Consider the following 24,811-nt stretch of genomic DNA (forward strand, 5'->3'; position numbering starts at 1 on the left):
CGAGGAGTGCTCCTTCGCCGGAAAGTTCGTGGAGCTGAAGAGGACGACGGTAGGCCGGAACAGCAAGGTGCCGCATCTCACCTACTTGGGCGACGCGCGTTTGGGGAAGCACGTCAATATCGGGGCCGGGACCATCACGTGCAATTACGACGGCCGCAACAAGCACCCCACGACGATCGGCGATCGCTGCTTCGTCGGGTCGGATACGATGTTCGTTGCCCCGACGGAGATGGGGGACGACGCCTCGACCGCCGCAGGATCGGTCATCACGGACCCCATTCCGGACGGCGCCTTGGGGGTGGGGCGGGCCAGGCAGCGCAATATCGAGGGATGGGCGCTTCGCAGGAACCAACTGGGACGACGGGGAGGCTGATAATCGTGTCGGGAGTGAAGGACCTCAAGATTTTTTCAGGGACGGCGCATCCGGATTTCGCCAAGCGCATCTGCAGCGAGTTGGGGGTGCGGCTTTCGGCGGCCCGCCATTATCGTTTTTCGGATGGGGAGATCGGGCTCTCCATCGACGAGAGCGTCCGGGGGGCCGATGTCTTTGTCGTTCAGCCGACATCCTCTCCGACAAACGACAACCTGTTTGAACTTTTGATCATGATCGACGCCTTCAAGAGGGCCTCCGCCAGCCGCATCAACGTGGTGACTCCCTACTTCGGCTATGCGAGGCAGGACCGCAAGAGCAAACCTCGCGAGCCGATCACCGCGAAGCTCGTCGCCAACCTTCTGACCCACAGCGGCGCGGACCGCGTGATTACGGCGGACCTCCATGCGGGACAGATTCAGGGATTCTTCGATATCCCCGTGGACCATCTGACGGGAATGCCCCTCCTTGCCTCTCACTTCAAGGAGATGCTGGAGCCCGAGCTTCAGCGCGGGGAGGTCGTCGTGGTCTCGCCCGATGTCGGCGGCGTGGTGCGGGCACGGCGTTTTGCCGTCATGCTCAAGACGGACCTGGCCATCGTCGATAAAAGGCGTTCCTACGAGGTCGCGAACTACTGCGAGGTCATGGACATCATCGGCGAGGTGCGGGGAAAGACGGCGGTCCTGGTCGACGACATCATCGACACGGCGGGGACGATCTGCAATGCGGCCGCAGGGCTGAAGGAACGCGGATGCCGGACGGTGTACGCCTGTGCGACGCACTCGGTGCTCTCCGGGCCCGCAATGGAGCGCATCGCGAAGTCCGAGATCGAGAAGCTGGTCTTTTCGGATACGATCCCCATCCCGGAATCCAAGCGTTCGGAAAAAGTGCAGCAGCTTTCCATCGCCCCCTTGTTTGCGGAGGCCATCCTGAGGGTCCACAGCGACCGGTCGGTGAGCAGCCTGTTCGATAAATAAGGACACGGCGGCAAATAAAGGAAAACGCTGATTTAATTGATGAAGCCCCCCGGTGGTACCCCAGCTTGCCTGTTTTTGGGAAGAAACTTGCCGGGGCCGCCGCTATCCCTGGAAGGAAGCCTTTCGGCAGCCGCTCGCTTCGCTTGCGGGCCGATCAGTCTCGGGATGGGGGCATGGGGCGAAGCCCCATATTAAAATTAAAATTTACGTCAGCGCTGTCCCACCGCGGGCGAAATGCCTGCGGAGGCGGTAATATAAAGCGTCAAAAGGAGTTGTCGAGAATGTCTGAGCGAGTAACGTTAGTGATGGAGCCCAGAGAGAAGAGCAGCAAGGGGGAGAACAGGAGGCTGCGCAAGGCCGGTTGGACGCCCTGCGTCTTCTACGGCCCCGAGGTTGAGGAGCCCGTTTTGGGAAAGATCGCCTCGAAGAGCCTGGAGCGTCTGCTTGCGAGCGGGCGCTGGGAGGCCATGCGCCTGACGGTGAAGCTTCCCTCCGGCGCGGAGGAGATGTGCATCGTCCGCGAGGCGCAGCGCGACCCCCTGACGGATAAACCCGTCCACATCGATTTCCTTCGCCTGATTAAGGGGCGCAAGATCTCGGTCAAGGTTCCCGTGAAGGTTCAGGGGCGCGAGGTCTCTCCGGGCCTCAAGGATGGCGGTGTTCTGGAGAGCGTGCACGAGCTCGAGGTCGAGACGCTGCCGATGAGCATTCCCGAGAGCATCGTCGTGGATATCTCGGAGCTGAAGCTTGGGGACTCCCTGCACGTGCGGGACCTCTCGTTGGGGGAGAACGTGACGCTGTTGGCGGAACCGGACGAGGTCGTGGCCATCATCGTGGTTCCGAGAGGCGTGGAGGAGTCCACCGTCGAGGAGGAGCCCGCCGAGGTGGAGGTCGTGGCCAAGGGCAAGGCGGCCAAGTCCGAGGAGGAGCAGGACAACTAGACCGCCGGCATTCGCGGGGGAGGTGTCGGTGTGAAGCTGATCGCAGGCCTGGGGAACCCGGGGCAGGAGTACGCCTTCACCCGGCATAACATGGGCTGGCTTGCCGTGGACCACCTGGTGCTGCGCAGCGGCCTGGGGAGGCCCCAGCTGAAATTCCGGGGCGAGTTTTGGCGTATGCAGGACTGCATCCTGTTAAAGCCCCTGACTTTCATGAACCTGAGCGGAGCGGCGGTACGGGAGGCCTTCGACTTCTACAAGCTGACGCCTGCCGACGTGCTGGTGATCTATGACGATCTGGCGCTGCCCTACGGGCAGCTTCGCCTGCGCTCGTCGGGCAGTGCGGGAGGGCACAACGGGTTGGCCTCGGTCATCTCCGTGCTGGGGACCCTGGAGGTTCCGCGCCTGCGCATCGGTTTGGGAGACGCCCCCGGAAGCAGGGTCGGCCGGGTGCTGGGGCACCTGACGAAAGCGGAGACGGAGGCCCTGCCCGCCGTCCTCGACGACGTCGAGAAGGCGGTGGACGCCTGGCTTCACCTGGACATACAGCGTGCGATGAGCCGGGTGAACGCCCCCAGGGGCGAGTCCCGGGAGTAGGATATGGGATGAAGAACGGAGGGGACGGTGCCGTCCCCTCCGTTCTTATATACTCGGCACCGGCCGCAGGAATCGCTGCACTCCAACGGGATGACCTTCTTGGAATCCGCGCGGCGCAGGGGTCGGATAAACGAACAAATTTTGGTCGTCTGCGCGGGCCGCCGGGGAAAGCAGGGCGAAATAGGCGAAACCTGAGAGACCGGAGCGGGAGAACGCCGATATAATAAAGGGGAACGGTTAGTTTCCATCAGTATCCCGAGAGGAGGGGATTTTTTTGCAGACGCAGGTGTGGTCCGGTACCAACTGGCCCCTGATCGTGGGGCTGATCTTCGGCAGCGCCGCCTTGGCCCTGTTGGGCGATGTCCTGGGCTTCAAATACGGGAAACAGCGCATCTCCGTCTTCGGCCTGCGCCCCAGATACACCAGCCGTCTGATCACGGCCGTTACGGGGGCGATCATCTCCATCGTCATCCTGACGGTCCTCTCCCTGTTCTCTCAGGATGTCCGTACCGCCCTGTTCAGCATGCAGTACATCCAGCAGCAGCTGATGGATTTGCGCGTGCAGCTGCAGAGCAGTCAGAACAATACAGACCAGGCCCTGGAGGACCTTTCTCTTGCCCGCAGCAGCCTGGAGAATCAGCAGGGCCTGCTGCAGACAACCACGGTCAGCCTGGACCTTGCCCGCTTCGATCTCGAATCCCTTCGCAACGACAAGCTGGTCCTGGAGAACGAGAAGAGCGAGCTTGGGGCTGAGGTTACGTCCATGAGAGAGGAGTCCGAGGAGCTCAAGCGCGCCCTGAGCTCCATGCGCAGCGAGGCCATTGCGCTTCACGCCAATGTCCTTCTGGCGCAGCAGGTCGTACTCCCCAACAGCTCTGCCGCCCAGGTGAGCGAGGACCTTCAGGCCCTCGCAAAGAACGTTCGGCTCTCCGTCCTCTCCGGGCTCTCGGAAAAGCTGAGCCAGGGGATGCGGGACCTGACGATCGCTTTTGATCCTGCCGAGGAGGCCGAGCTGATCGAGCGCCTGACGAATTCTTCCGAACGCTCCTACGTCAGGGCCCTGTCCGCGGAGAACGTCGCCCTGGGAGAGCCGGTCAAGGTCCGGCTCGAGACGGGGACGAGCTATCGGATTTATACCGCCGAAGAGCCGGTCTACCGTAAGCTGGTCCACGCCCAGCGCGCCGATTTCGACGCCGAGGAGGCGCTGCATCTGTTTTTGCGCGAGCTCAAGCTCAAGGCCATCCGCGATGGGGTCCTCCCCGACCCTGCCACGAACAGCGTGGGGACCGTGGAGGGGGTCACCTTTTTCGATGTCGTGGAGAGCCTGAAGGACGTCCATGCGCCGGTGATCGTCAGCGCTTTGGCCTCCCATGATATCTATACGGAGGGACCGGTCGACATCAAATTCGTGTTGGAGGAGTAGGCCGTTGTCCGTGGCCGGTGTGCGCCCCGGCTGCACCGGGCGGGGCGGCCGCGGAAACACGGCGCCGTCTTGGGACTGAGAATTTTTTCTGTCCATCCGGCGGCGAGGGGGAGAAGATGAGGGACGAATACGTTTTTTACGACAGCAAATACGCGGTCACGGCCCCGGAGCTTCAGGACCTGTACCGGTACACGGGGTGGGGGCGCAGCCGGTCCGTCGAGGGAATCCAGGCGATGCTCGACGGGACCAGCATCTGCTTTTCCGCCCGTCATCAGGATAAATTGGTTGGCTTCTGCCGCATGATCACGGATTTCGTCTACAGGGCTTCCCTCTGGGATGTCATCGTGCACCCCGCACATCAGGGGCAGGGGCTGGGAAGCTCCCTGGTCGACTACGCGCTGAACCACCCCGCCATACGCGGCATCCCCATGATCCTGACCTACACCAGCGAGTGGGAGTCCTTCATGGAATCCCGCGGATTCGAGCCCCGCAAGGGGGCCATGCTGCTGCTGCGCCGCCCGATAGAGTATTCCTGAGCCGAAGGGACGATGCCCTCTTGAACGAGCCGAAGACCTGCGTGATCGTCTATACCGACGGCGGTGCGTCGCCGAACCCCGGATTGGGCGGGTGGGCTGCCGTCCTCGTCTCGCCCGGACACGGCGGGGCGGAACGCGAGCTCTATGGGGCCGAGCCGGACACAACGAACAACCGAATGGAGCTCACGGCCGCGATCCAGGCGCTCAGGGCTCTGAAGTACCCCTGCCGGGTGGAGCTGTACACGGACTCCACGTACCTGCGCAACGCCTTCGAGAAGGGCTGGCTGGAGCGGTGGCGCAAAAACGGCTGGCGCACGTCGGGAAAACAGGCGGTGCTGAACCGGGACCTCTGGGAGGAACTCTGGGAGCTTTCCAGGACCCATTCCATCTATTGGCACTGGGTGAAGGGACACGCCGGCGACGAGCGCAACAACCGCTGCGACGCCCTGGTACAGCGGGCGAAGGAGGAATTTCTCTCGGGAATGTCGCCTGCCGCCCCGGCTTGAGCTCGCGACCGTTTTACTCCATGACCGTATTTCATGATTGATGGAACTCCGTCTCCTTTGCGCTGGGTCCGGGACTGTCTCGACCTTCTGCTCCACACGCTCTGGCCCGTGGCGTGTCCCGTCTGCGGGCGGCTGGGGCAGGTGCTGTGCGGGGAATGTCTGAGCTCCCTTTTGACCCGTCAGATCCCCCGCTGCCTTTCGTGCGGGGGCCCCGCCCCCTGCATCGACCATCCCCGGAGCGCCCCGATCCTCCCGGGTGCCATCTACGAGGGGAAGGTCAGGGAGATCATCCACCGCCTGAAGTACGGACAAGCCCGTGCCCTGGGGCCGATCCTGGGCCGCGGACTCGCGGGGCTTCGTCCTCGCCCCTCCCTGGAGGTCCTGATTCCTGTCCCGCTTCATCTAAAAAGCCCGAGGGGCTACAACCAGGCCGAGGCGATTGCTCTGGGGCTGGGCCGCACATGGGGGATTCCGGTCCGCAGCCTCGCGCGGTGGTCGTGCGACGTCCCCGCACGCACGCGGCTGAGCCGGGCGGACCGGAGGGAACTGCGTACGGAGGACTTCGTCGTCGCTCCCGACGTACGCGGATTGAGAGTCGGGCTTGTGGACGACGTCTGCACGACGGGGACCACGCTGTCGCGGCTCGCTTCAGCCTGTACCGCGGCGGGGGCGAGGGTGGAGGCCGCCTTCGTCCTGGCGCATGTTCCGGGATGATCCCCCTAAAGCACGGGTGCGGATGCTCCGATATTAAGACTTAGAATAGAAACGGCGTCGAAGACGAAGCCGTTGGGCTTCGCTTCGACGTAAGCGAACGATACAGCGTCTGCGGCTTATGATCGCAGAAGGGCGGTCGCCTGCTTTACAGACCGGCACAGCGTCTGCGGCTTATGATTGCAGCGGTCACCTGCTTTACAGACCGGCACAGCGTCTGCGGCCTGTGATTGCAGAAGGGCGGTCGCCTGCTTTACAGACCGACGCAGCGGCTGCGGCTTATGATTGCAGAGGAGCGGTCGCCTGCTTTACAGACCGACACAGCGGCTGCGGCTTATGATTGCAGAGGAGCGGTTGCCTGCTTTACAGACCGACACAGCGGCTGCGGCTTATGATTGCAGAGGAGCGGTTGCCTGCTTTACAGACCGACAACAACTGTGTTGTCGGTCTGTATAAGCGAACGGCACAGCATTTTCGGCCCCAAGGGTCCGAAAAGGGCTGGCCGCCTGCTTAAGGGGAGTGTGTTTTATGATCGGAAAGGTATCCAGTCATTATGGACCGGAGGCTTCGGGCAGGAGCAGGTCGAAGAAGGGGCGTTACGCGGACGGTCCTTCCGGGGGAAGCGACCGGGCGGACTTCAGCCCCTTCGCGGTGGAGCTGGCCCGGATCGGGGCCGAGCTGAAGAACGTCCCCGACGTGCGTCAGGATGTCGTCGACCGTCTTCAGGCCCAGGTGGCGGCGGGCGAGTACGTCCCTCAGCTCGAGCATGTGGCCCGGAGCCTGGTCCTGTCCGGGTTTCTGGACCGCCAATAATTACGGTAGACGGACGTGCGTGACCGGGTCGAAGCCCTCATCGATGCGATTCAGGACGAGGCGGATGCCATAGACGACCTCATCGATGTCGTGCAGGAACAGCGCGAGGCCCTCAGGGGCGATGGGGTCGAGGTCCTTCAGGACCTGATGCGGGAGCAGCGGGAGATCTTCTTTGACGTGCAGGCGCAGGAGTCCCTCAGGGAGGAGCTGGCGAAGGAGCTGGCTGCCGAGCTGGGCTGCGAACCTCAGGCCGCCTCCCTCAGCGACGCCTTCGAGGAGGACGAACGGGCGCTCTTCAACGGGGTCGTGGACCGCCTCACCCAGTCTTTGTTCGAACTCAAGTCGGAGATGGTCATATTGAGCGGGCTGATCGACCAGAACGAGCGGTACAGCTCGATGCTGCTGTCGGAGTGGCGGCGCCTCGAGGGCGGGACTTTGCGGTTGAGCGGCACGGATTTCAGGGGGTAGACGGGAGATGCTGAACAGCTTTTACGGGCTCGAGATGGGCAAGCGTGCGCTCAACGCATTCAGGCTTGGGCTCCAGACCGTGGGGCACAACGTCTCGAACATGAAGACGGAGGGATACTCGCGCCAGAGGGTGAACCTCTCGACGGTGACGCCCTACACGATGCCCGGAGAGTCCCGGCCCGGCGGCCCCGGTCAGATTGGCATGGGCGTCAAGGTCGACGAGATCGTGCGCATCCGGGACGAGTTCCTGGACTTTCAGTACCGGTCCAGCCTGGCGACCCTGGGCTACTGGGACAAGATCAACAAGCTCTATGAGGCGATCCAGAACTACATCCCCGAACCGGTCAAGCCGGGCATTCGGGTCTCCATGGACAACTTCTTCAACGCCATGCAGAAGCTTCAGGAGAACCCGGAGAGCACCGCCGCACGCCAAACCCTGGTCGAGGCGGCGAGCTCCCTGGGAGGGACCCTGAGCGGGGTGATCAAGGGGTTCGAATCCTACTCCAAGGCCCTCAACGACGAGGTCAGGACCTCGGTCGACGAGGCCAACCGGGTCCTGCGCGAGATCGCATCCCTGAACAAGCAGATTTACCAGCTCAAGGCCCTGGGCCAGAACCCCAACGACCTCCTGGACCAGCGAGACCTGCTCCTGGACAAGATATCCCGTATGATGGACGTGACCTTTCAGGAACCCCTCAAGGTCGGGGATACGAACGGGGAGTTCTTCATGACCCTGAATGGCCGCACCCTCATCCAGGGCGATAGGGTGCGCGAGCTTCGCGCCCACGCCTTCCAGTGGGACGGCAAGGTCTATTACGACGTGCAGGTTGCGGAGAACGAGTTTGACATCGTGGAGAACTGCAAGGTGGCCGATGTGCTGGCGACGGGGCCCGAGGGGGTCCATCAGCTGAACGTCGACCGCCTGGCCAACGGCAGGGAGTGGGAGATCGGCGGAGGGGACCCCTTCTGCCTGAACCCGGACGGGACGGTCAAGGTGTCCTACGTCTCCAACGCCTTCGCCGGCGGGGTCGTCCTGCCGGACGGCGGCGCGGGAAGCCCGAAGAACCTCGTCTTCAAGGGAAAGAGGACGGATGGGAGCGATTACGAGGTCAAGGTAACCCTGACGTGGAACGCGGGGACCGGAAAATGGGATATGACGAACGATAAATCCGCTACCACGGCCTCCTCCGCGGGGGGGAACCTGACCGTCACGGAGCTGGCCGACTATCTGGCGAAGGTGTTCGGCGAGGGGATCCCGCCCGCCGACCTGAACGCCTCGGTCTCGGGCAACTCCCTGATGGTGAAGTCCCTGAGCGGTACGACTCCGGTCTCCTTCGACGATGCGACCCAGGCATTTCTCCAGTTCAGGGAGGAACATGTCTCCATGCGCCAGCGCCCCATGACGACGACGGAGGCGCTGGGGATCAAGGGGTCGTTCCGCATCCAGGTCGGGACGCAGGGCACGCGGGTGGCCTCCAAAATCTTCAGCAACGCGAACGACCCGGACCTCAATCCGGGCGATATCCTTGGCCCCGGCAAGACGGGGGACTCCTACACCTTCCGTGTCGGAGCGCACGACGCTCAGGTCGACGTCACCGTAAAGTGGGACGACACGGCCAAGAAGTGGAAGATGACGAGCGACGTCTTTGCCACGGCGGCCGGCGGAACCTCCAATGTGCCGCTGCCGGCCATGTACCCTGCGGAGGGGACCGGCGACAGGCTGACCGTGGGCGACCTGGCGGGTTTCCTCAAGGCCGCCCTGCCTCAGAGCGGGCAGAACGCCTTTGCCGTGCACTCCGGCCCCGCGGGAACGCCGACGCAGCTTGCCGTCGAATCCAAGGAGAACTGGCTGGTCTCCATCACGGACGTCGAGGGGGACCTGGCCGCCCGGATGGGCATGAAGAACCCCAGCCCCACGGTCACGATCGATGTGGAGGAGGGGGATTCGCTCGAGGTCATCCGCAACAAGATCAACGAGAAGTATCAGGCGGAGTTCGGAGTGACGGCCCCGGAGCAGTGGGTGCATGCATCGCTGAAACAGGATTCCGACCAGTCCTGGTACCTGACCTTCGCCTCCGACGTCCCTGGCGAGGCTCAGCGCATCACGCTGCTGGGCGGGGCGGATGGGAACCTCCAGACGCTTCGCCGGCTGGGGCTCTTGAAGCTGGAGCAGACGGGGAAGACCGCGACGGGCGCTCCCGTCTACCGCGAGGTCTCGGCCTTTTCGACTGTGGCGGAGGACGCATCGTTCACCTTCGACGGCGTGCGCTACCTTTCGGCGGACAACAAGTTTGACAAGGCCCGTCGGGTCCCCGCCCTCGGGAACGACAGCGACTACTCGGCCCGGACGCTCTCCACGGTCAGCGAGGGAATGTGGTTCAAGCTCAAGGACGTGGGGAGCACGGCCATCACCGTCCGGCACCACGTCAGGGGCGGCTCCATCAAGGGGCTGGAGGAGGCCCGCGACGGCCTCATCCCCGGACTCAAGGCAACCCTGGACGGCCTGGCCTGGGAGCTGGTCAAGCATATCAACGCCTATCAGTACTCCGGGTACGGCATCGGCGGGAATCAGGAGACGACCGGCGTTGCGTTCTTCAAGCCGCTGCGGTTCAAATCGGACGCCGCCTCGGGGCTGGACGTCAACGAGGCGGTTCGGTCCGCCAACGACCTGATCGGGGCGGCGATGGGCAAACTGGACGCCTCGGGCAGGGCGATGTTCGGAAAGAGCGGCGGCTCCGGAAACGGCAATAACGCCGCCCGTATGCTGGGGCTGAAGAGCACCAGGGTGCTGGAGAACGGCAGCACGACCCTGGGCGGGTATTACGACGCGTTTCTGGCGAAGATAGGCTCGGATGCGGGACACGCCGAGCTGATGCTTAAGGCCCAACAGCACGTTGCGACGCAGCTGGACGAACAGCGTCAGTCCGTCATGGGCGTCAACATGGATGAAGAGCTGCTGGATATGATGGCGCTCAACAAGGCGTTCGGCGCCATGGCGCGGTATGCGACCACCGTGGACGAGATGCTGGATCGGATCATCAACGGCTTCGGCCTGGTCGGCCGCTAACCAGGGACGAAGTCCCTGGACCCAGTGGCCGTAGCCTACAGCCTTGCGTCGCCCGTTGGGCGTCGGAGAAAAAAACAGGGGTAGAAACGTCGGGGGGCGGAGCCCCCTTCTCCAAATTTGAGGATGAACGGCGGGGGTTTTCGTCTTTTCCCGCCGTGCGGAGGTAGCCGGAGATGAACAGTCGCGTCACCACTTCGATGATGTACGGAACCCTGATCAGCTCGCTTCACGAGAACTCCAGGCGGGTCCTGGACCTGCAGCGCCAGCTGTCGACGATGCGCAAGTATGCCCGGTTGTCCGACAACCCGGCGGTGATCGCGCGTTCCCTGAACCTGGAGGCCGCGCTGAAGGACAACAAGATCTACAGGGAGACCCACGACAGCGCCGTGGCGATGCTCAAGCACTCGGAGGATGCGCTGAACCAGGTCCTGGAGGCTGCGAGGGCGATCCGGGACCTGGTCATCCAAGCGGGCAACGGAACCTTGCCGCGGGAACAGGTGGCCGATATCGCGAGGCAGATCGAGGAGAACAAGAAGACGATCCTCAACGCGCTGAACGCCAAGGTGGCGGGCAAATACCTGTTCGGCGGGACGGACACGGGGACGAAGCCCTTCGTCATTGGCCCCGACGGCCGCATCAAGTATCAGGGCTCCGACGAGCGCATCCGGTACGAGATCGAGGAGGGGCTGCTGGCCGACGTCTCCTTCGCGGGCAGCGAGGTGGCGGTCAAGAACGAGAAGTCCCACTTCATCTGCAGCCACGAGGTTCCGGCGGACTGGAAGTGGACGGGCCGCGAGGAGAAGGTGCAGATCACGGTGGGGAACCGCACCCTGTCCGTGTACATCCCCGAGCAGTGGATCGACGAGGTGGCGACGGGCAGAACCAAGCCCACCGACTACAACCAATTCCGGGATCCCGACGAGGTCTCGGGCATCTCCTTGGACGACCTGGCCATGCTGGTGAACCGCGCACTGAAGGAGCAGGGTGCGGACATGCTGGTGACGGCGTCGGTGGAGAAGGACCCCAACACCAACATGCAGCGCATGGTCCTGAAGAGCAACACGGGCGAGCCCGTGGGCATCACCGGCTGGCCCGACACGGACTACCTTCCCATGCCCCAGTCCATCGCGGGCGTCGCCTTCCCCAAGACGGGGACGACGGGGACGCCTCCGGGCGTTACCGTTGAGACTCCGGATTGGAACCACTCCATGCTGAACGGAGGCACGGAGGTGAAACTCCCGGGCCTTGCAGGCAAGATTCTGACGGTCGCCGCGGGCGGGACGACGAAAAATCACACCTTTGCTGCGGACCCGGCCGACCTCGACGCCCTGGTGAACGAGCTCAACGGGGCCGGGGTCCTCCCCCCTAACGTCACTGCACGTATCTACAACGGAAAGCTGGTCCTGACCTCGTCGAACGGGGACGCCATCCGCGTGGACGGCACGGCCGCCGAACAGCTCTTCGGCAGCGTCCGCGCCAGCGAGAAAACGAAGTATCACGGGATGATGGGCACGGCCAGCACCCTGGGCTGGCGGGACGACACGCTGGGCAAGGGGATATCTCTCGAGCTGAACGGCCAGACCTACGACTTCTCCTTTGCCGGCAAGCGCTCCATCACCGACTTGGTGAACGAGATCAACGCGACCGTTCCGATGGACGCGGGGGACCTTCCGGTTGCGTCCGTCGTGTCGGGACGCCTGGTGCTCCAGTCCTCCCGGGGGCAGATCACGGTCAAGGACCATGGAACGGCCGGGGGCGTCCGTCAGCTCCTCGGCTACGACGGGCCGGTGAAAAGCTCCACCAGCTCGGTGACGGTCCAGCTGGACGGGAAACAGCCGATCAAGGTCTACGCCAACGAGGGCGACGACCTGACGAAGATTGCGGAGAAGCTCAACTCCATCGAGGGACTCTATGCCCGGACCTCGGCGGACAAGGATCAGCTGGTGGTCGTGGCCAAGCGCATCGGCAAGCTGCCGGAGGACCCGCTTTCCGTGTCCGCCGCGGCGGAGAAGCCGCATTACCCCTCGTTCACCCTCAAGGGCGAGGGGATGGGGATGACGCTCTTCGACTACGCCTTCTCGTCGGACCCGGAGACGGGGGTGGAGACGGGTATCGTCGGGTCCAGGGAACAGACCCGCCCCGTCGATCACAGCCACATGGACGTGTTCGACTACCTCGGCATGGAGACGGGTATGAAGAGCGTGGAGTTCGCGCCGGGCCGAAAGTTGGTCGTCCCGCCGGGCAAGCCCCTGCACTGGCGGGTGATGAGCGGGGCCCGCGTCGCGGACATAACCCTGAACCCCGGCGAGTATACCCTGGCCGACCTGGCCGACCGGCTGAAGAACGCGGGCGCGGGCTGGCTCGACGTGACGGTGGACGTCTTCCGTTCCCCCGGAGTCTACAGCGAGGACGATCACGAGAGGGGGCTCGGCACCAGCCACAACGAGGAGAGGGCGACGAACCGCCTGGTCATCCGTGCCCCCGGCGGCGCGCCCGTCCTGTTCCTGGACATGAACGGCCAGCACTACGCCGAGGAGCTGGGGCTCTCCACCGCGGTGCGGACGGACCCGGATATGGGGGTCGAGAACATCAGGTTCCCGACGGCCCCCTGCCTGGACGACGACTTGGGCGTTCGGCTGCGGGTGCAGATGACCTGCGGAAAAGAGTACGACATCCGCCTCTCGCGCAGGGACGTGACCGACCCCGCCACGGGCCTCGTCGATCGGGTCAAGGTGATGCGCGAGATCGCAAGGCAGGTCAACGAACAGGCGGGCGAGGAGCTCATGAAGGTGGCCATCCCCGTCGACGAAAACGGCAAGGAGATCCCGAACTCCGCATCCCTCTACACGGTGACCGGAGCGTCCTTCTCCGTCGTCGACCTGCCGGTCTCCGACCCCGCATGGTCGGACTACTCCGGCGGCATCGCCGCCCAGATGGGCATCCACACGGGCGTGACCAGCAACATGGGGGCCAAGAAAGGCGGGGCTGCCGCCGGCCTGAAGGACGGCGAGAAAATCGGCAAGGCGGGCACGATCCGCTTCGAGTCCCTGGGACGGAAGGTCGAGATCGACGTCTCCGCGGACGACACGGTGAAGAGCGTCATGGACCGGCTGCGTTCCCAGGCGGGAGACTGGCTCTACGTGAACTACTTCGACGCCCGGATGGGGGACAAGAACGGTCAGGCGGGCGATTATCCCATCCTCTCCATCGCGGCCAGGGACGGCTCCGCCGTCAACGTGGTGGACGTCACGGGCAGCGTGGCGCGGGAGAAGCTGGCGCTGAACACCGGCATTCAGGGCGAAAAAAGCTTTTTGGATGCGGCGGGGAACCTGCTTCCGGCGGAGATGTGGGAGGAGGGTCACACCCCGGCACGGACCTTCGACGTCACCGTGGCGGGATACACACACACCATCGACCTGACGGCGATGCGCGACACGAACGGCAACGGCAGGATGGACGTGCAGGACCTGGTTGCGACGATCAACGCCCGGATGCAGGATTATGACGTGCGGGCCGAGCTGAACAAGGACGGGCACCTCGTCCTGTGGTCGCCGCGGGGATACGCGGTTGCGGCGAAGGCCTCCCAGCTGAAGGCGGACGGCTCGTTCGACTCGGACATCACCGACACCTTCTTTGGCGCGGGCGTTTCGGCAAAAACCTCCTATCGGGGCGGCTACAAGCTGGAGGACGCGGCCCGGCCGGGACCGAACGGCGACAACACGATGCACACGCAGAACGTGACGATCCGCAGCGGGGCGAACCAGAGAAAACAGGACATCTTCGGCGTGCTGGACGACGTGATCGCCGCCGTGAAGTCCGAGAACCGCACCGCGATCTCCGACGTCATGCTCCCGCGCATCGACCGCTTCATCGACAACCTTCTCAAGGTGCTCTCCACCAACGGGGCGCTCCAGAACCGTTACGAGAGCAACAAGGCGCGGCTGGTGGCCGACGACGCCCAGATGACCGAGTCCCTGCAGGACCTGGTCTCGATCAAGCCGGAGGAGGCGATGACGGAGCTGATGATGGCCAAGTTCATGCAGGAGGCCAGTTTGTCGGTTATCTCCCAGATCATCCAGCCGACGCTGCTGAACTTTCTGAGGTAGCGTGCGGCCGGGGACGAACGAGGAACAGGATGGACGAGGAACATAAAGGATAGGGTATAGGGATAGAAAAATGCCGGAGACTTTTGTGAGCGAGCGCTTTGGAGAGATTACGTACACGCAGGACGACGTCCTGTCCTTCCCCCGCGGCCTTCCCGCGTTTGAGAACAGCCGGAGCTGGGTTCTTGTTGGGGACGAGGACAACGCCGTCAAATGGCTGCAGAACATCGAGGACGGTGCGCTGGCCCTGCCGGTGACGACGCCGGACGCCGTGATGCCGGACTACAACGCCCGCATCCCTGAGGACGAGCTGGAGCTGGTGGGTTCGATGGACCCGTCGGACCTGGCGCTCCTCATCGTGGTGTCCATCCCGGAGGCGGCGCCGTGGAACATGACCGCCAACCTGAGGGCCCCGATCCTGCTGAACCTCAAGACGCACCGGGCCGTTCAGGTGATCGCACTGAACGAGGAGTATCCCATCCGTCACGTCGTCTTTCCGGAGGACGTTCGGGAGACGATGAAGCGGACGGCGATCCTCCAGGGGGAGACGAGCTGATGCTGGTCCTCAGCAGAAAGATCAACGAGTCCATCCAGATCGGGACGGACGTCGAGGTCACGGTCATCGACGTGAGGGGCGATGTGGTGCGCCTAGGCATCAACGCGCCGCAGAAAACGCAGATATGGCGGAAGGAGCTGTGGGACGTCATCGTCGAGGAGAACAGGGCGGCGGCCAAGGCGGCCAGAGTGGACAAAAATTCGCCCCAGACGGTCCCGACGCCGCAGCTGCCCGTATCGGCCTTCTCGCGGCTGTCCAAGATCAGGACCGTTCACCCCGGGAAACCGAGGCGGGAGGAATAGATTTCAACAGGAATACTTCAAGATGTTCATGGAAGGGTGGGATGCGGCCGCGAAGGACGCGACTTGAATTTCCGTTGAATTTTTGTTAAGTTTTTGCCGTTTGTTTCGAGCGCTCAAGGGAGACCAGGATGGTCTGCAAGGTTCGGATTTTGTGATGCGGGGCAGGAAGCCCCGGACGCAGGAGGCTAAGAGAACATGAGGATTTACCACAACATACCGGCGCTTTACGCTTACAATGCATTGAATGCGACGAACAACGCGCTGCAGAAGTCCATCCGTACGTTGTCCACCGGCCTTAGGATCAACTCGGCGGCGGACGACGCGGCGGGGCTGGCCATCAGCGAGAAGATGCGCTCGCAGATCAACGGCCTGAACATGGCGGTGCGCAACGCGCAGGACGGCATCTCGATGCTCCAGACGGCGGAGGGCGCGCTGTCCGAGGTGCACAGCATCCTCCAGAGGATGCGGGAGCTGTCGGTTCAGGCGGCGAACGACACGCTGACGCAGCAGGACCGGCAGTACATCCAGCTCGAGATCGACCAGCTGAAGAGCGAGATCGACCGGACCTCGACGGCGACGCAGTTCAACAAGAAGCGTCTGTTGGACGGGAGCTCCGCGGGCCTGTGGTCGTCGAACGACCTGGCGACGAAGGCGTATATCCGCGGCTCTCTGCGCCAGATCGACCGGTTCGGCCAGAAGGCGGCGTTCGAGGGGAACTACAAGATTCAGATCAACGCGAACCCCGGCCAGGCCGAGGCGATGAAGACGGACGTCTTCAAGATCAAGCACAAGAACGTGGTGATGGGCGTCAGCCTGAACGATCAGGCGGGCGTGTCCGGGCTGCGGGTGGACAACCTCCCGGCGGGGAGCTACACGGTGAAGACGGCCGCTGCCGCGGCCGACTCCGGCGTGGCCGTCACGGGGCAGTATGGGTTCTCCGGGAAGTTTCATAAACTGGAAGTGACACCGGTTCCCGCAGGTACGAAAGGTAAAAAAATCAATGTTTCCGTCAACGGCGTTAGTAAGGAGGTTACGTTGACTGCCGCCGGGACAGACCCCACCTTGGACGAGATCGTGACCGCGATCAACACGGCACATGCGGGCCTTGCCTCTAAAGACGGAACCAAACTTGTTCTATCCTCGGCTGTAGGGGCAATCAAGATTACTGATGGAGATATTGGCGCCAGTTTTGCGACAGCCTTCCCGACGACAGACTCTACTGAAGTACCCGCTACGCTACCAGATCTTCTCACCCCTGATGTGACGGATGCTAATCTAAAGAATAACGCCAGCATCCTCTACGAGGTGGTCTCGGTCAACGCACAGTCGAAGAGCGTGACGTTGAAGGCGACGGCCAACATCCTGAGGCCGGACGGCACCGTGACCACCAAAGTAAACGACAACATCGTCCTGACCGAGGGAGATGCGGTTGACCTCAGCGAAAAGCTGGGGCTGGGATCTACCGGAGCGTTCAAGCTCGAACTCAAGGCGGGGATGACGGGGGCTTTCAGCGTCGGCAGCAAGTTCGTCCACAACGTCACCAAAAAGACCGGCACGGCGGCCAAGGACATCACGGTGGAGGTCAGCGGGACGCAGACGGAAACCTGGCCCTTCAAGTGGGGGGGCAACGTCACGGACAAGACCCTGAAGTTCGGCCTGGATGCCGAAAAAGTGACGGAGAAGGAGCTGCACTTCCGGAACTTCTACCTGAACAGCAAGAACGGCACGGTCTACGAGGGCGACATCGTCCTGAAGACCAACGCCACCAAGATGACGGCGGACAAGACGCTGGCGACGTTCGAGGCGGCGTACATCGGCCAGGTGGCCAAGAAGGACGTGCACCTGCGCGACCTGGACAAGTTCTGGGACAGCCAGGGGCGATTCCTCCTGACGGACCCGCAGACCATCAACATCGCCCAGGGCGACGGCAAGAACACCTCCATCACGCTCTACGCCACGGACACGCTCGCGGAGCTTCGGAGCAAGCTGAACGGGGCGATCGCGAACGGCCTGGGCCAGGCGCGCTTCGCGGTGAGCCATGCGAACAGCTTCGTCACCTTCGTCGAGGAGGGGACGAAGCAGGAGTACGGCCTGGAGACGGTTCCGGGCACGTTCATCATCCGCTCCATGGTGGCGGGCGCCGCGGGCAGACTGTCGTTCTCGGGCGACGAGGACCTGATCAAGGCGCTGTCGCTGAACGTGGTGCAGGAGGCGAAGGAGAACTCGTTTACGGCCTCCATCTACGACGCGCACAACGGGGCGACGGTGGTGAACAACGTGACGGTGTCGGGCAACCAGCTGATCGGGGTGATTCACCCGAACGTGGACGTGGAGTTCGACCCGATGGCGAACATCAGGGTGGAGTGGAACGAGAACCTGAGGAACTTCGAGCTGAAGAAGATCGATACGCCCTACGAGACGATCCTGCACCTCGTGGACAACAGCACGGTGTTCCAGGTTGGGGCGAACGAGGGCGAGGACGTTGCGATCGACATCGGGAACATGTCCGCGGACGCCCTTGGGGTGACGCGGGTGATCGTGACGGACCGTGTCTCCGCGGCGCGTGCCATCTCGATCCTGGACAACGCGATCGCGAAGGTGTCGACGCAGCGGGCGAAGATCGGGGCGTTCCAGAACTCCCTGGAGCACACGGTGACGAACCTGACGACGACGGGCACGAACCTGACGGCGGCGGAGAGCCGAATCCGCGACGCGGATATGAGCCTGGAGATGCTGAACTTCACGAAGCTCCAAATCCTGTCCCAGTCGGGCACGGCGATGCTGGCGCAGGCAAACCAGCTTCCGCAGACGGTACTGAGCCTCATCCGCGGGTAGCTCGGGACCGGATAAGTTCTGAGTTGAAAACAGGTAACGCAGCGAGGGGGGCTTCGGCTCCCCTCGTTGCGTCATGAGCCCCTGGATTTACAACCCGGCAAGCAAAAAAAGAGGAGCCCTTTGGCCCCTCTTTCACTCGAATTCACCCGACGGCCCGCGCCCTACATTGACGCCTGCGAGATCATCCAGATCGCCTTGCTGTAGCTCTCGATGTAGCCGTCCATCTTTGCGGAGACGAGGTAGTTGTTGGAGGCGTCCGCGTCCGCTTTGATGGCCTTGACGCTCTCCAGGAGATGCTTGAAGTCGCCGAGGATGGACGCATAAACCGCCTTCACGTCGCCGACAAAGCCCTCCGTGGCGTCCTTGACCTTTGCGTGCCTGGCGAAGGCTGCCATGGTCGACACCGGACGGTACCCGCTCATGAGCATGGTCTCGGCAACCTCGTCGATCTGCGGCCTGATGTCGTCGTAGTACTCCTCGAGCTTGGCGTGGGTCTGAAAGAACGTGTGGCCGCTGATGTACCAATGGTAATTCTGCAGCTTGTGATAGAAAAACACGAGGTCCGAGAGCAGCGCGTTCATTTTGGCTTCCATAATTTACTCCTTAGTTTTTGGCCGATGGCCGAATTTTTTAACCGATCTTGTCCAATAGCTGCTGAACGCTCTTCTTGCCGAACATCACTTCGTCGTCGTTGACCACGAGACAGGGGACGCTCATCACGTTGTACCGGTCCTTCATGGCCTCGAAATGGTTGATGTCGTACACCTCCGCCGTCACCAGCGGGTTCAGCGACGCGATCTGCTGAGCGGCCGCGACCAGCTCCGGGCACATCGTGCAGGAGAGGGAGACCAGGATCTTCATGCGGATGGCCCTTCCGATCCCCTGGATCCTTGCCCTCGTCTCGTCATCCAGAGGCTGGCCTGGCCCCGCAGCGTTGTAAAGCCCCAGGAGGAAGGAGGTGAACTCGTGCCCGCCCGGGACGCCATGAAAGGCCAGGCCGGTCTCCGTGCCGTCCTCCTTCAGGACCCTGACGCAGGGCAGCTCGGCTTCGGGGAGCCCCGTGCCCGTCCTCACGGTCAGCTTGTCCGTCACTCCCGCCAGCTCCTCCATGTAGCCTTTGAGCTCGCGCGAGACGGGGCGGTCGTCGAGGCAGAGCTCCAGAACCAGCTTCCGCTCCATGCGCTCGAAGATGACATCCATCTGCTGGCGCATCTCCGGAGGGAAGAGCCCCCCTTCCGAGGACTGTTTCGCCTCGGCCTTTGTGTTCCGCTCCGGGGCGGCATCCCTGCGAACCGGTTTTTGGGGGTGGAGGCCCGTTTTGGTCTGCATGGCGGCCGCGTACTTCTCCAGCTCCGTCGCCGCCGTCGCCCCGTCGCCAACGGCAGTGACGACCTGACGCAGGTTCTTCACGCAGACGTCGCCCGCAGCATAGACGCCGTCCCGGCTGGTTTTCTGATTGCGGTCGGTGATGACATAGCCCTGAGGGTCGAGCTCCACCTTCCCCTTGACCAGATCGGTGTCCGGAGCATAGCCCGCGAACACGAACACGCCGAAGGTGTCGTTCCCGCCCGTAGAGAACTCGGTCTCCTCCCCTGTCCTGGAGTTCCGGTACCGAATCCTGCGGAGGGCGGTATCGCCCGAGACATCCTCCACCTGCGTGTTCGTCAGCACCGTGATCTTAGGATGGCTCAGGGCCACCTGCGCCGTCGCCTCGGCGCAGCTGAAGCCGTCCCCGCGGATCAGTACCGTCACGTGCCGGGCGTACCGGGTAAGAAAGACGCTCTCCTCCGCCGCGGCGAAACCGCCGCCGACGACGAAGACCTCCTTGTCCGTGAAGAACTCCCCGTCGCACGTGGCGCAGTAGGCCACGCCGTGGCCGCGGAACTCCGCCTCGCCGGGGAACCCGATCATCCTCGGATGCGCACCCGTCGCAATCAGGACCCCGAAGCAGGAGTAGACGCCCCGGTCCGTATGGACCTTCTTGACGTCCCCATCCAGCTCCAGATCCGTCACCTCGGCCATCAGGAACTCCGCGCCGAAGCCCTCGGCCTGGACGCGCATGGCCTCGGTCAGTTCCCGTCCGTTCGTCCGTCCCACCCCAGGATAGTTCACGACCTCGGAGGTGATCGTGATCTGACCGCCGAAGGTCTCCTTCTCGACAACCAGCACCCGGTAGCAGGCGCGGGCGAGGTAGAGGCCTGCCGTCAAACCGGCAGGCCCTCCCCCTACTACGACAACATCATAAAAGTTCCGGTCGTCCATCAGAGTTTGCCAACCAGGTCCAGGCTCGGCTTCAGGGTCTCCGCGCCGGGCTGCCACTTCGCCGGGCAGACCTGATCCCCGTGCTCGGCCACGAACTGGCTTGCCTGCAGGCGGCGGAACAGCTCTTCGGCGTTGCGGCCCACGTTGCCGGCGTTGACCTCGTACACCACAATCTTCCCCTCGGGATTCACGATGAAGCTGCCGCGCTCCGCCAGGCCGGCGTCCTCGATCAGCACCTCGAAGTCCCTGCTCAGCGCGTGCGTGGGGTCCGCCAGCATCGGATAGGTGATCTTCCCAATGCGATCGGACTCGTCGTGCCATGCCTTATGGACGAAATGGGTGTCCGTGGAGACCGAGTAAATCTCGCAGCCCGCCTTCTTGAAGTCGGCATACTTGTTCTGCAGGTCCTCGAGCTCCGTGGGGCAGACGAAGGTGAAGTCCGCGGGATAAAAGAAAAAAACGCTCCACTTTCCGAGAATATCCGCCTTCGTGACGGTCTTGAACTCACCGTTATGGTACGCCTGAACCTTGAAATCGCTAACTTCTTTGTTGATCATGGACATCAGAAATTCCTCCTTAAGATATGCGTCGGTTCGTCCGACGCGTTGTTCCATTTCAGGGCGGAGCTCCAACAGCGGATGTCCCGCCCGGTCAACCCTGTTCTTTACGCCCCTCCGGGCGTGCCTTTCCACGGCACTCGTCACAGACGTAGGAGAGTTTGAGATCGTAGGAATCGATATCGAGCCCCGTCTCCGTCCTCAGGTATTCCGTAAGGTCCCCCAGAAAGACGTCCTTGAGCTTCCCGCATCCCCGACAGACCAGATGGTCGTGCCGCAGACTGCGATCGTAGCGATCCGGCTGTCCCTCCACACTCAGTCTGCGGATCGCACCCTGTGCACAGAGGGAGTTCAGGTTGTTGTAGATCGTCGCCATAACGACGGAGGGATACTGCCTCTTCATCTCCAGAAAAACCTGCTCGGCGGTCATGTGACCTCCTGCCCTGCTCACGATCTCCAGGATCCCGCTGCTGTACTTTGCCATACCGTTCTCCGTACTTAGAATTATTCTAAATCTAATATATTCGATACTTCTCGATTTGTCAAGTGCCGTTTTACCTCCCAAAACCGCAGGCAGAAAAGAGCAGCCGGCAGGTACTTGTTTGCAAGAACAGCGTTAAGCTTGATTCGCCCGACCACAAGCCATCACCTGCGAGCTACAAAGACAATGATACTTGGGAATACCCCGTTTTGTACTTTTATGTTATTGTAGAAATCAAGAGGGCGATAAATGCCGCGCAAAATCGTCGGAACAGGAGGAGGGAGACGAGGAACATGGCTGTACTCATGAAGAGAGCGGAGGTCTCCGCGGGCATGAAGGAGGCCCCGCAAGCGGAGCCCGTCACCGTGACGATCTACCTCCCCCGCACCATCGACATGCCCGCGGTCTGCCGGAGAGAGGCATCATCGTGGCGGCGGCTGGCGCGCCCGGGATAATTGGCACAGACTGCATCACGGCCAGGAACGCCGCCTTCGACGCCATGGAGCCGTTCGTTTCGGTCGTTTCCGTGATCAGCTTCGTCCTGTGCGGCGTGGGGGCCGTCACGACCTCCATGCTGGTCAAGAACCCCCTGAAGGCCGCACGCCTCCAGATGTAGCCAATTATGAGGGAAAAAGTCGAGGTTCTGTATATGGATAAACTTCTGTCCGTGTTTCTGACGTTGGCCCTGGCCGTCCCGGCCTGGGCCGGGATAACCGAGGTCGTCGCCGTTAGCGAGCCCTTTGCCGACGGGCAAAAGGTGACGGCCGCGGCCGTGCGGTACGACAAACCGATTGATGACCGCTCCCTGAGCCCCGACGTCTTTTCCGTGGCGGGGCGCACGGTCATCGACGTCTTTCTCAGCACCGGCACGGACTGCATCGATCCGGGGCGCTGCAAAGCTGAAAGTGGCGATACGATCATCGTTCGGCTGGACCCGCACGATACGGATGCCGCCGTGCTGACGCATGTCGGGCGCGAACCGTCCGTGGAGCGGAAAATCGTGCTGCAGGTGATGCAAAAAAAGCCGATTCGGAGCAAAGACGGCGGGACGATAGCCCCCGCCTCGGCCGACAGCAGGGAGGTTCACAACCTCGTGGTGGACGACTTCACCCAACATGAATTCAAGGACCCCGAAAGCGGCATCGTCGTCCGCTACACCCTGTTCGTCCCCAAAAACTACGCCCCTGGCCAGTTGTATCCGCTGGTGATGTTCATCCACGATGCGGGGGCGACCAACGAGAACGTCCGCAACACCCTGCTGCAGGGCAACGGGGCGACCGTATGGGCGGAGCCCGCCTTCCAGAGCCGGCATGAGGCGTTTGTCCTGGCGCCGCAATACGACCATACCATCGTGAACGACAATTCCGACGACCCCGCGGATCTGGACCCCACCCTCAACCTGATCCGATCACTGACACGGCAGTACTCCATCGACATAAAACGCCTGTATACCACAGGCCAAAGCGGCGGGGCAATGATGTCCATCGCCATGAACATCAAGTACCCCGACTTTTTCGCCGCCAGTTATATCGTTGCCGGACAATGGGCGGCGGAGAAGACCGTGCCGATGGCGAAGAACAACCTGTTCATCCTCGTCTCCGAGAACGACGCCAAGGCTTTCCCCGGAGAGAACGCCATCGTCGAGGTCCTGGCCCAAAACGGCGGCATCGTGAAGCAAAGCCACGGCTGGGACGCCTCGGCCTCCATGCCGCAGCTCGACGATTACGTCCGGGAACTGCTGGCACAGGGCGGAAACATACATTACGCCAGCTTCAAGGGAGGCACGCTGCCGCTCGAGAAAGCCGCATTGGGGAACCCCGGCAGCGCCCATATCGGCACCTGGGGCGTGGCCTACAACATCGGCGCAATTCGGGAATGGCTGTTCGAGCAGAGAAAATAGAGGCTGCAATCCACAAAAAAGCCGGACGCTGCATTTTTTGACAAGGCCTCTTTCGACAGGGGATGCGACGTCCGGGGAATGTATTCTCGCCGTTGCCCATATCAACGCGCTTCGTTTTTACCACAATCATAGAGGAGGAATCTTGAATGAACCGACAGGCATTCTTAGGCTTTTTCGTGTTTTTGAGCGTCGCGATCGTCCTATGCACCCTCTCGCATCCGGCGTCGGCATCGGGCATCACGCGGGAGATCGTGCCCCTCGAGCGCGAAGGGGTCAAACTGCATCTGGAATGTCTCAAGGCCGAGGACAGCGGGGAGAAAGAACCGCTCCTCATGGTGCACGGCCTGACATACTCCTCGCACGAGTTCGACGTGAACTATGGGGATTATAGCCTTGCCCGCTTCCTCGCTCAGAACGGATATGCGGTGTGGCTGCTCGATATAGCAGGCTATGGGAGCTCCCAGCCGGTGGAGGATGGCTTCAAGCCGAACTCCGACTACGCCGCGGAGGATATCGCCGCCGCCAGGCTCATCATCGAAAGAAGCGGCAAAAAGAGCATGGACGTTCTCGGCTGGAGCTGGGGCACCGTCACGAGCGGCCGTTTTGCCGCGAAGTACCCCGAGATGGTGAAGAAGCTGGTGCTCTACGCGCCCATCGTGGCCGGACTTGCGGCCATGGATGTTACCTCGCCCTTTCACGAGAACAGCTGGGATCATGCGGCCGGGGATTTCCAGGTCAAGGAGGACAAGACCATCGACTATGACATCGTCGAGGCGGCTGTCGCCGACACGTTTCTCTCGAACTGTTGGCGCTACGACAAAGACAGCAGTCCCAATGGCGGACGCAGGGATCTTCTGGTCGCCCCGGACAAGCGCCTGATCCCCACGGCAGACATCAAGGCTCCCGTGCTCCTCATCTCGGGGTCCAAGGACGACTATGTCTCGCCCGAGCTCTGCAAGGAAGCTTTTGACACCCTTCGGAACAAGGGCTCGCGCCTGGAGATCATCGAGGGCGGAGCCCACGCGATGATGATGGAGAAACCTTATTACAAGGTCTTCCGCGAAAAGGTTCTGGACTTCCTGAAAGACTGAGGCCGCATCTTCTCCGAGGCGGGAAGACAGCGCCGTAGGATGGATAAATATGGATAAATAAGGAGCGAGGAGCCCCGGTGATGAACCGGGGCTCCTCGTTCGTCTTTCAACTGTTTTCTGGCAGTGACCTACTCTTCCGTATGTACCCCATACAGTACCATCAGCGCTCACAGGCTTAACTTCCGGGTTCGGCATGGGTCCGGGTGGGGCCCTGTCGCTAAAACCACCAGAAAACATTTCTTATACCCTGCATAACTCCACAATTTCATAGAAAACAATCCTGTAGCGGAGAGTAAAGTCTCGCAGCTTTAGTACCGG

General features: G+C 62.3%; 23 protein-coding genes and 1 rRNA gene. 19 read left to right on the forward strand and 5 right to left on the reverse strand.

Translation table 11 applies throughout. The features are described 5' to 3' along the window. From ABLA28_RS03835 to ABLA28_RS03905, 15 genes are all read left to right on the forward strand, one after another. Positions 1 to 373: DapH/DapD/GlmU-related protein (locus ABLA28_RS03835; protein WP_347712588.1), on the forward strand; the 373-nt coding region annotated here is incomplete at its 5' end. A 2-nt stretch (positions 374 to 375) separates the two neighbouring features. Further along, complete coding sequence (locus ABLA28_RS03840) at positions 376 to 1,347, forward strand: ribose-phosphate pyrophosphokinase (RefSeq protein WP_299299122.1); 972 nt, start codon at positions 376 to 378, stop codon at positions 1,345 to 1,347. Between the two features lie 281 nt (positions 1,348 to 1,628). Beyond that, positions 1,629 to 2,288, forward strand: coding sequence for a 50S ribosomal protein L25 (locus ABLA28_RS03845; RefSeq protein ID WP_299299117.1), 660 nt, complete (start codon positions 1,629 to 1,631; stop codon positions 2,286 to 2,288). A 30-nt stretch (positions 2,289 to 2,318) separates the two neighbouring features. Next, positions 2,319 to 2,882, forward strand: a complete 564-nt coding sequence (pth, locus tag ABLA28_RS03850) for an aminoacyl-tRNA hydrolase (RefSeq protein ID WP_347712589.1) — start codon at positions 2,319 to 2,321, stop codon at positions 2,880 to 2,882. 274 nt (positions 2,883 to 3,156) lie between these two features. Further along, the gene (locus ABLA28_RS03855; protein ID WP_314718498.1) at positions 3,157 to 4,305 is read left to right on the forward strand and encodes a DUF3084 domain-containing protein; all 1,149 of its coding nucleotides are present in this window, start codon (positions 3,157 to 3,159) and stop codon (positions 4,303 to 4,305) included. A 116-nt stretch (positions 4,306 to 4,421) separates the two neighbouring features. Continuing rightward, positions 4,422 to 4,841, forward strand: coding sequence for a GNAT family N-acetyltransferase (locus ABLA28_RS03860; RefSeq protein WP_299300512.1), 420 nt, complete (start codon positions 4,422 to 4,424; stop codon positions 4,839 to 4,841). A gap of 20 nt (positions 4,842 to 4,861) precedes the next feature. Next, positions 4,862 to 5,347, forward strand: coding sequence for a ribonuclease HI (rnhA, locus tag ABLA28_RS03865; protein ID WP_299300509.1), 486 nt, complete (start codon positions 4,862 to 4,864; stop codon positions 5,345 to 5,347). A 33-nt stretch (positions 5,348 to 5,380) separates the two neighbouring features. Further along, a complete protein-coding gene (locus ABLA28_RS03870; RefSeq protein WP_347712590.1) occupies positions 5,381 to 6,061 on the forward strand; it encodes a hypothetical protein in 681 nt (226 codons plus the stop codon). A gap of 525 nt (positions 6,062 to 6,586) precedes the next feature. Further along, positions 6,587 to 6,871, forward strand: coding sequence for a flagellar biosynthesis anti-sigma factor FlgM (locus tag ABLA28_RS03875; RefSeq protein WP_347712591.1), 285 nt, complete (start codon positions 6,587 to 6,589; stop codon positions 6,869 to 6,871). A gap of 15 nt (positions 6,872 to 6,886) precedes the next feature. Further along, positions 6,887 to 7,339: a flagellar export chaperone FlgN gene (gene flgN / locus ABLA28_RS03880; protein WP_347712592.1), complete on the forward strand. Its 453-nt coding sequence runs from the start codon at positions 6,887 to 6,889 to the stop codon at positions 7,337 to 7,339. A 7-nt stretch (positions 7,340 to 7,346) separates the two neighbouring features. Further along, positions 7,347 to 10,406: a flagellar hook-associated protein FlgK gene (gene flgK, locus ABLA28_RS03885; RefSeq protein ID WP_347712593.1), complete on the forward strand. Its 3,060-nt coding sequence runs from the start codon at positions 7,347 to 7,349 to the stop codon at positions 10,404 to 10,406. 173 nt (positions 10,407 to 10,579) lie between these two features. Continuing rightward, complete coding sequence (gene flgL, locus ABLA28_RS03890) at positions 10,580 to 14,512, forward strand: flagellar hook-associated protein FlgL (protein ID WP_347712594.1); 3,933 nt, start codon at positions 10,580 to 10,582, stop codon at positions 14,510 to 14,512. Between the two features lie 70 nt (positions 14,513 to 14,582). Next, complete coding sequence (locus ABLA28_RS03895; RefSeq protein ID WP_347712595.1) at positions 14,583 to 15,065, forward strand: flagellar assembly protein FliW; 483 nt, start codon at positions 14,583 to 14,585, stop codon at positions 15,063 to 15,065. Further along, entirely contained in the window at positions 15,065 to 15,367 is a 303-nt protein-coding gene (gene csrA / locus ABLA28_RS03900; protein WP_299302659.1) for a carbon storage regulator CsrA, read from the forward strand. The genes ABLA28_RS03895 and csrA overlap by 1 nt, the downstream gene beginning before the upstream one ends. A 195-nt stretch (positions 15,368 to 15,562) precedes the next feature. Beyond that, positions 15,563 to 18,202: a flagellin gene (locus ABLA28_RS03905; RefSeq protein ID WP_299302662.1), complete on the forward strand. Its 2,640-nt coding sequence runs from the start codon at positions 15,563 to 15,565 to the stop codon at positions 18,200 to 18,202. Positions 18,203 to 18,363: 161 nt separating this feature from the next. Here the strand turns inward: ABLA28_RS03905 and ABLA28_RS03910 are convergent, their stop codons facing one another. The 4 genes from ABLA28_RS03910 to ABLA28_RS03925 form a co-directional block, all read right to left on the reverse strand. Continuing rightward, complete coding sequence (locus ABLA28_RS03910) at positions 18,364 to 18,795, reverse strand: DNA starvation/stationary phase protection protein (protein WP_347712596.1); 432 nt, start codon at positions 18,793 to 18,795, stop codon at positions 18,364 to 18,366. A gap of 37 nt (positions 18,796 to 18,832) precedes the next feature. Next, complete coding sequence (locus ABLA28_RS03915) at positions 18,833 to 20,464, reverse strand: FAD-dependent oxidoreductase (RefSeq protein WP_347712597.1); 1,632 nt, start codon at positions 20,462 to 20,464, stop codon at positions 18,833 to 18,835. After that, positions 20,464 to 21,027: an alkyl hydroperoxide reductase subunit C gene (gene ahpC / locus ABLA28_RS03920; protein WP_299302667.1), complete on the reverse strand. Its 564-nt coding sequence runs from the start codon at positions 21,025 to 21,027 to the stop codon at positions 20,464 to 20,466. Before ahpC ends, ABLA28_RS03915 begins: the two co-directional genes overlap by 1 nt. Before the next feature lie 88 nt (positions 21,028 to 21,115). After that, entirely contained in the window at positions 21,116 to 21,505 is a 390-nt protein-coding gene (locus ABLA28_RS03925) for a transcriptional repressor (RefSeq protein WP_347712598.1), read from the reverse strand. A 290-nt stretch (positions 21,506 to 21,795) separates the two neighbouring features. Here ABLA28_RS03925 and ABLA28_RS03930 point away from each other — a divergent pair, with 290 nt between their 5' ends. The 4 genes from ABLA28_RS03930 (at position 21,796) to ABLA28_RS03945 (ending at position 24,493) form a co-directional block, all read left to right on the forward strand. After that, positions 21,796 to 21,957: a hypothetical protein gene (locus ABLA28_RS03930; RefSeq protein WP_347712599.1), complete on the forward strand. Its 162-nt coding sequence runs from the start codon at positions 21,796 to 21,798 to the stop codon at positions 21,955 to 21,957. Beyond that, entirely contained in the window at positions 21,930 to 22,118 is a 189-nt protein-coding gene (locus ABLA28_RS03935; RefSeq protein ID WP_347712600.1) for a hypothetical protein, read from the forward strand. Before ABLA28_RS03930 ends, ABLA28_RS03935 begins: the two co-directional genes overlap by 28 nt. A 33-nt stretch (positions 22,119 to 22,151) precedes the next feature. Beyond that, positions 22,152 to 23,402 (forward strand): PHB depolymerase family esterase, encoded by a 1,251-nt coding sequence (locus tag ABLA28_RS03940; RefSeq protein ID WP_347712601.1) that lies wholly within the window; start codon positions 22,152 to 22,154, stop codon positions 23,400 to 23,402. A 146-nt stretch (positions 23,403 to 23,548) separates the two neighbouring features. Continuing rightward, entirely contained in the window at positions 23,549 to 24,493 is a 945-nt protein-coding gene (locus ABLA28_RS03945; protein WP_347712602.1) for an alpha/beta hydrolase, read from the forward strand. Positions 24,494 to 24,608: 115 nt separating this feature from the next. On the opposite strand, the gene rrf is transcribed toward ABLA28_RS03945, so the two are convergent. Continuing rightward, positions 24,609 to 24,724 (reverse strand): 5S ribosomal RNA (gene rrf, locus ABLA28_RS03950). Positions 24,725 to 24,811: the final 87 nt, after the last annotated feature.

Origin of the sequence: uncultured Fretibacterium sp., from assembly GCF_963544685.1 — a bacterium.
Lineage (GTDB): Bacteria > Synergistota > Synergistia > Synergistales > Aminobacteriaceae > CAJPSE01.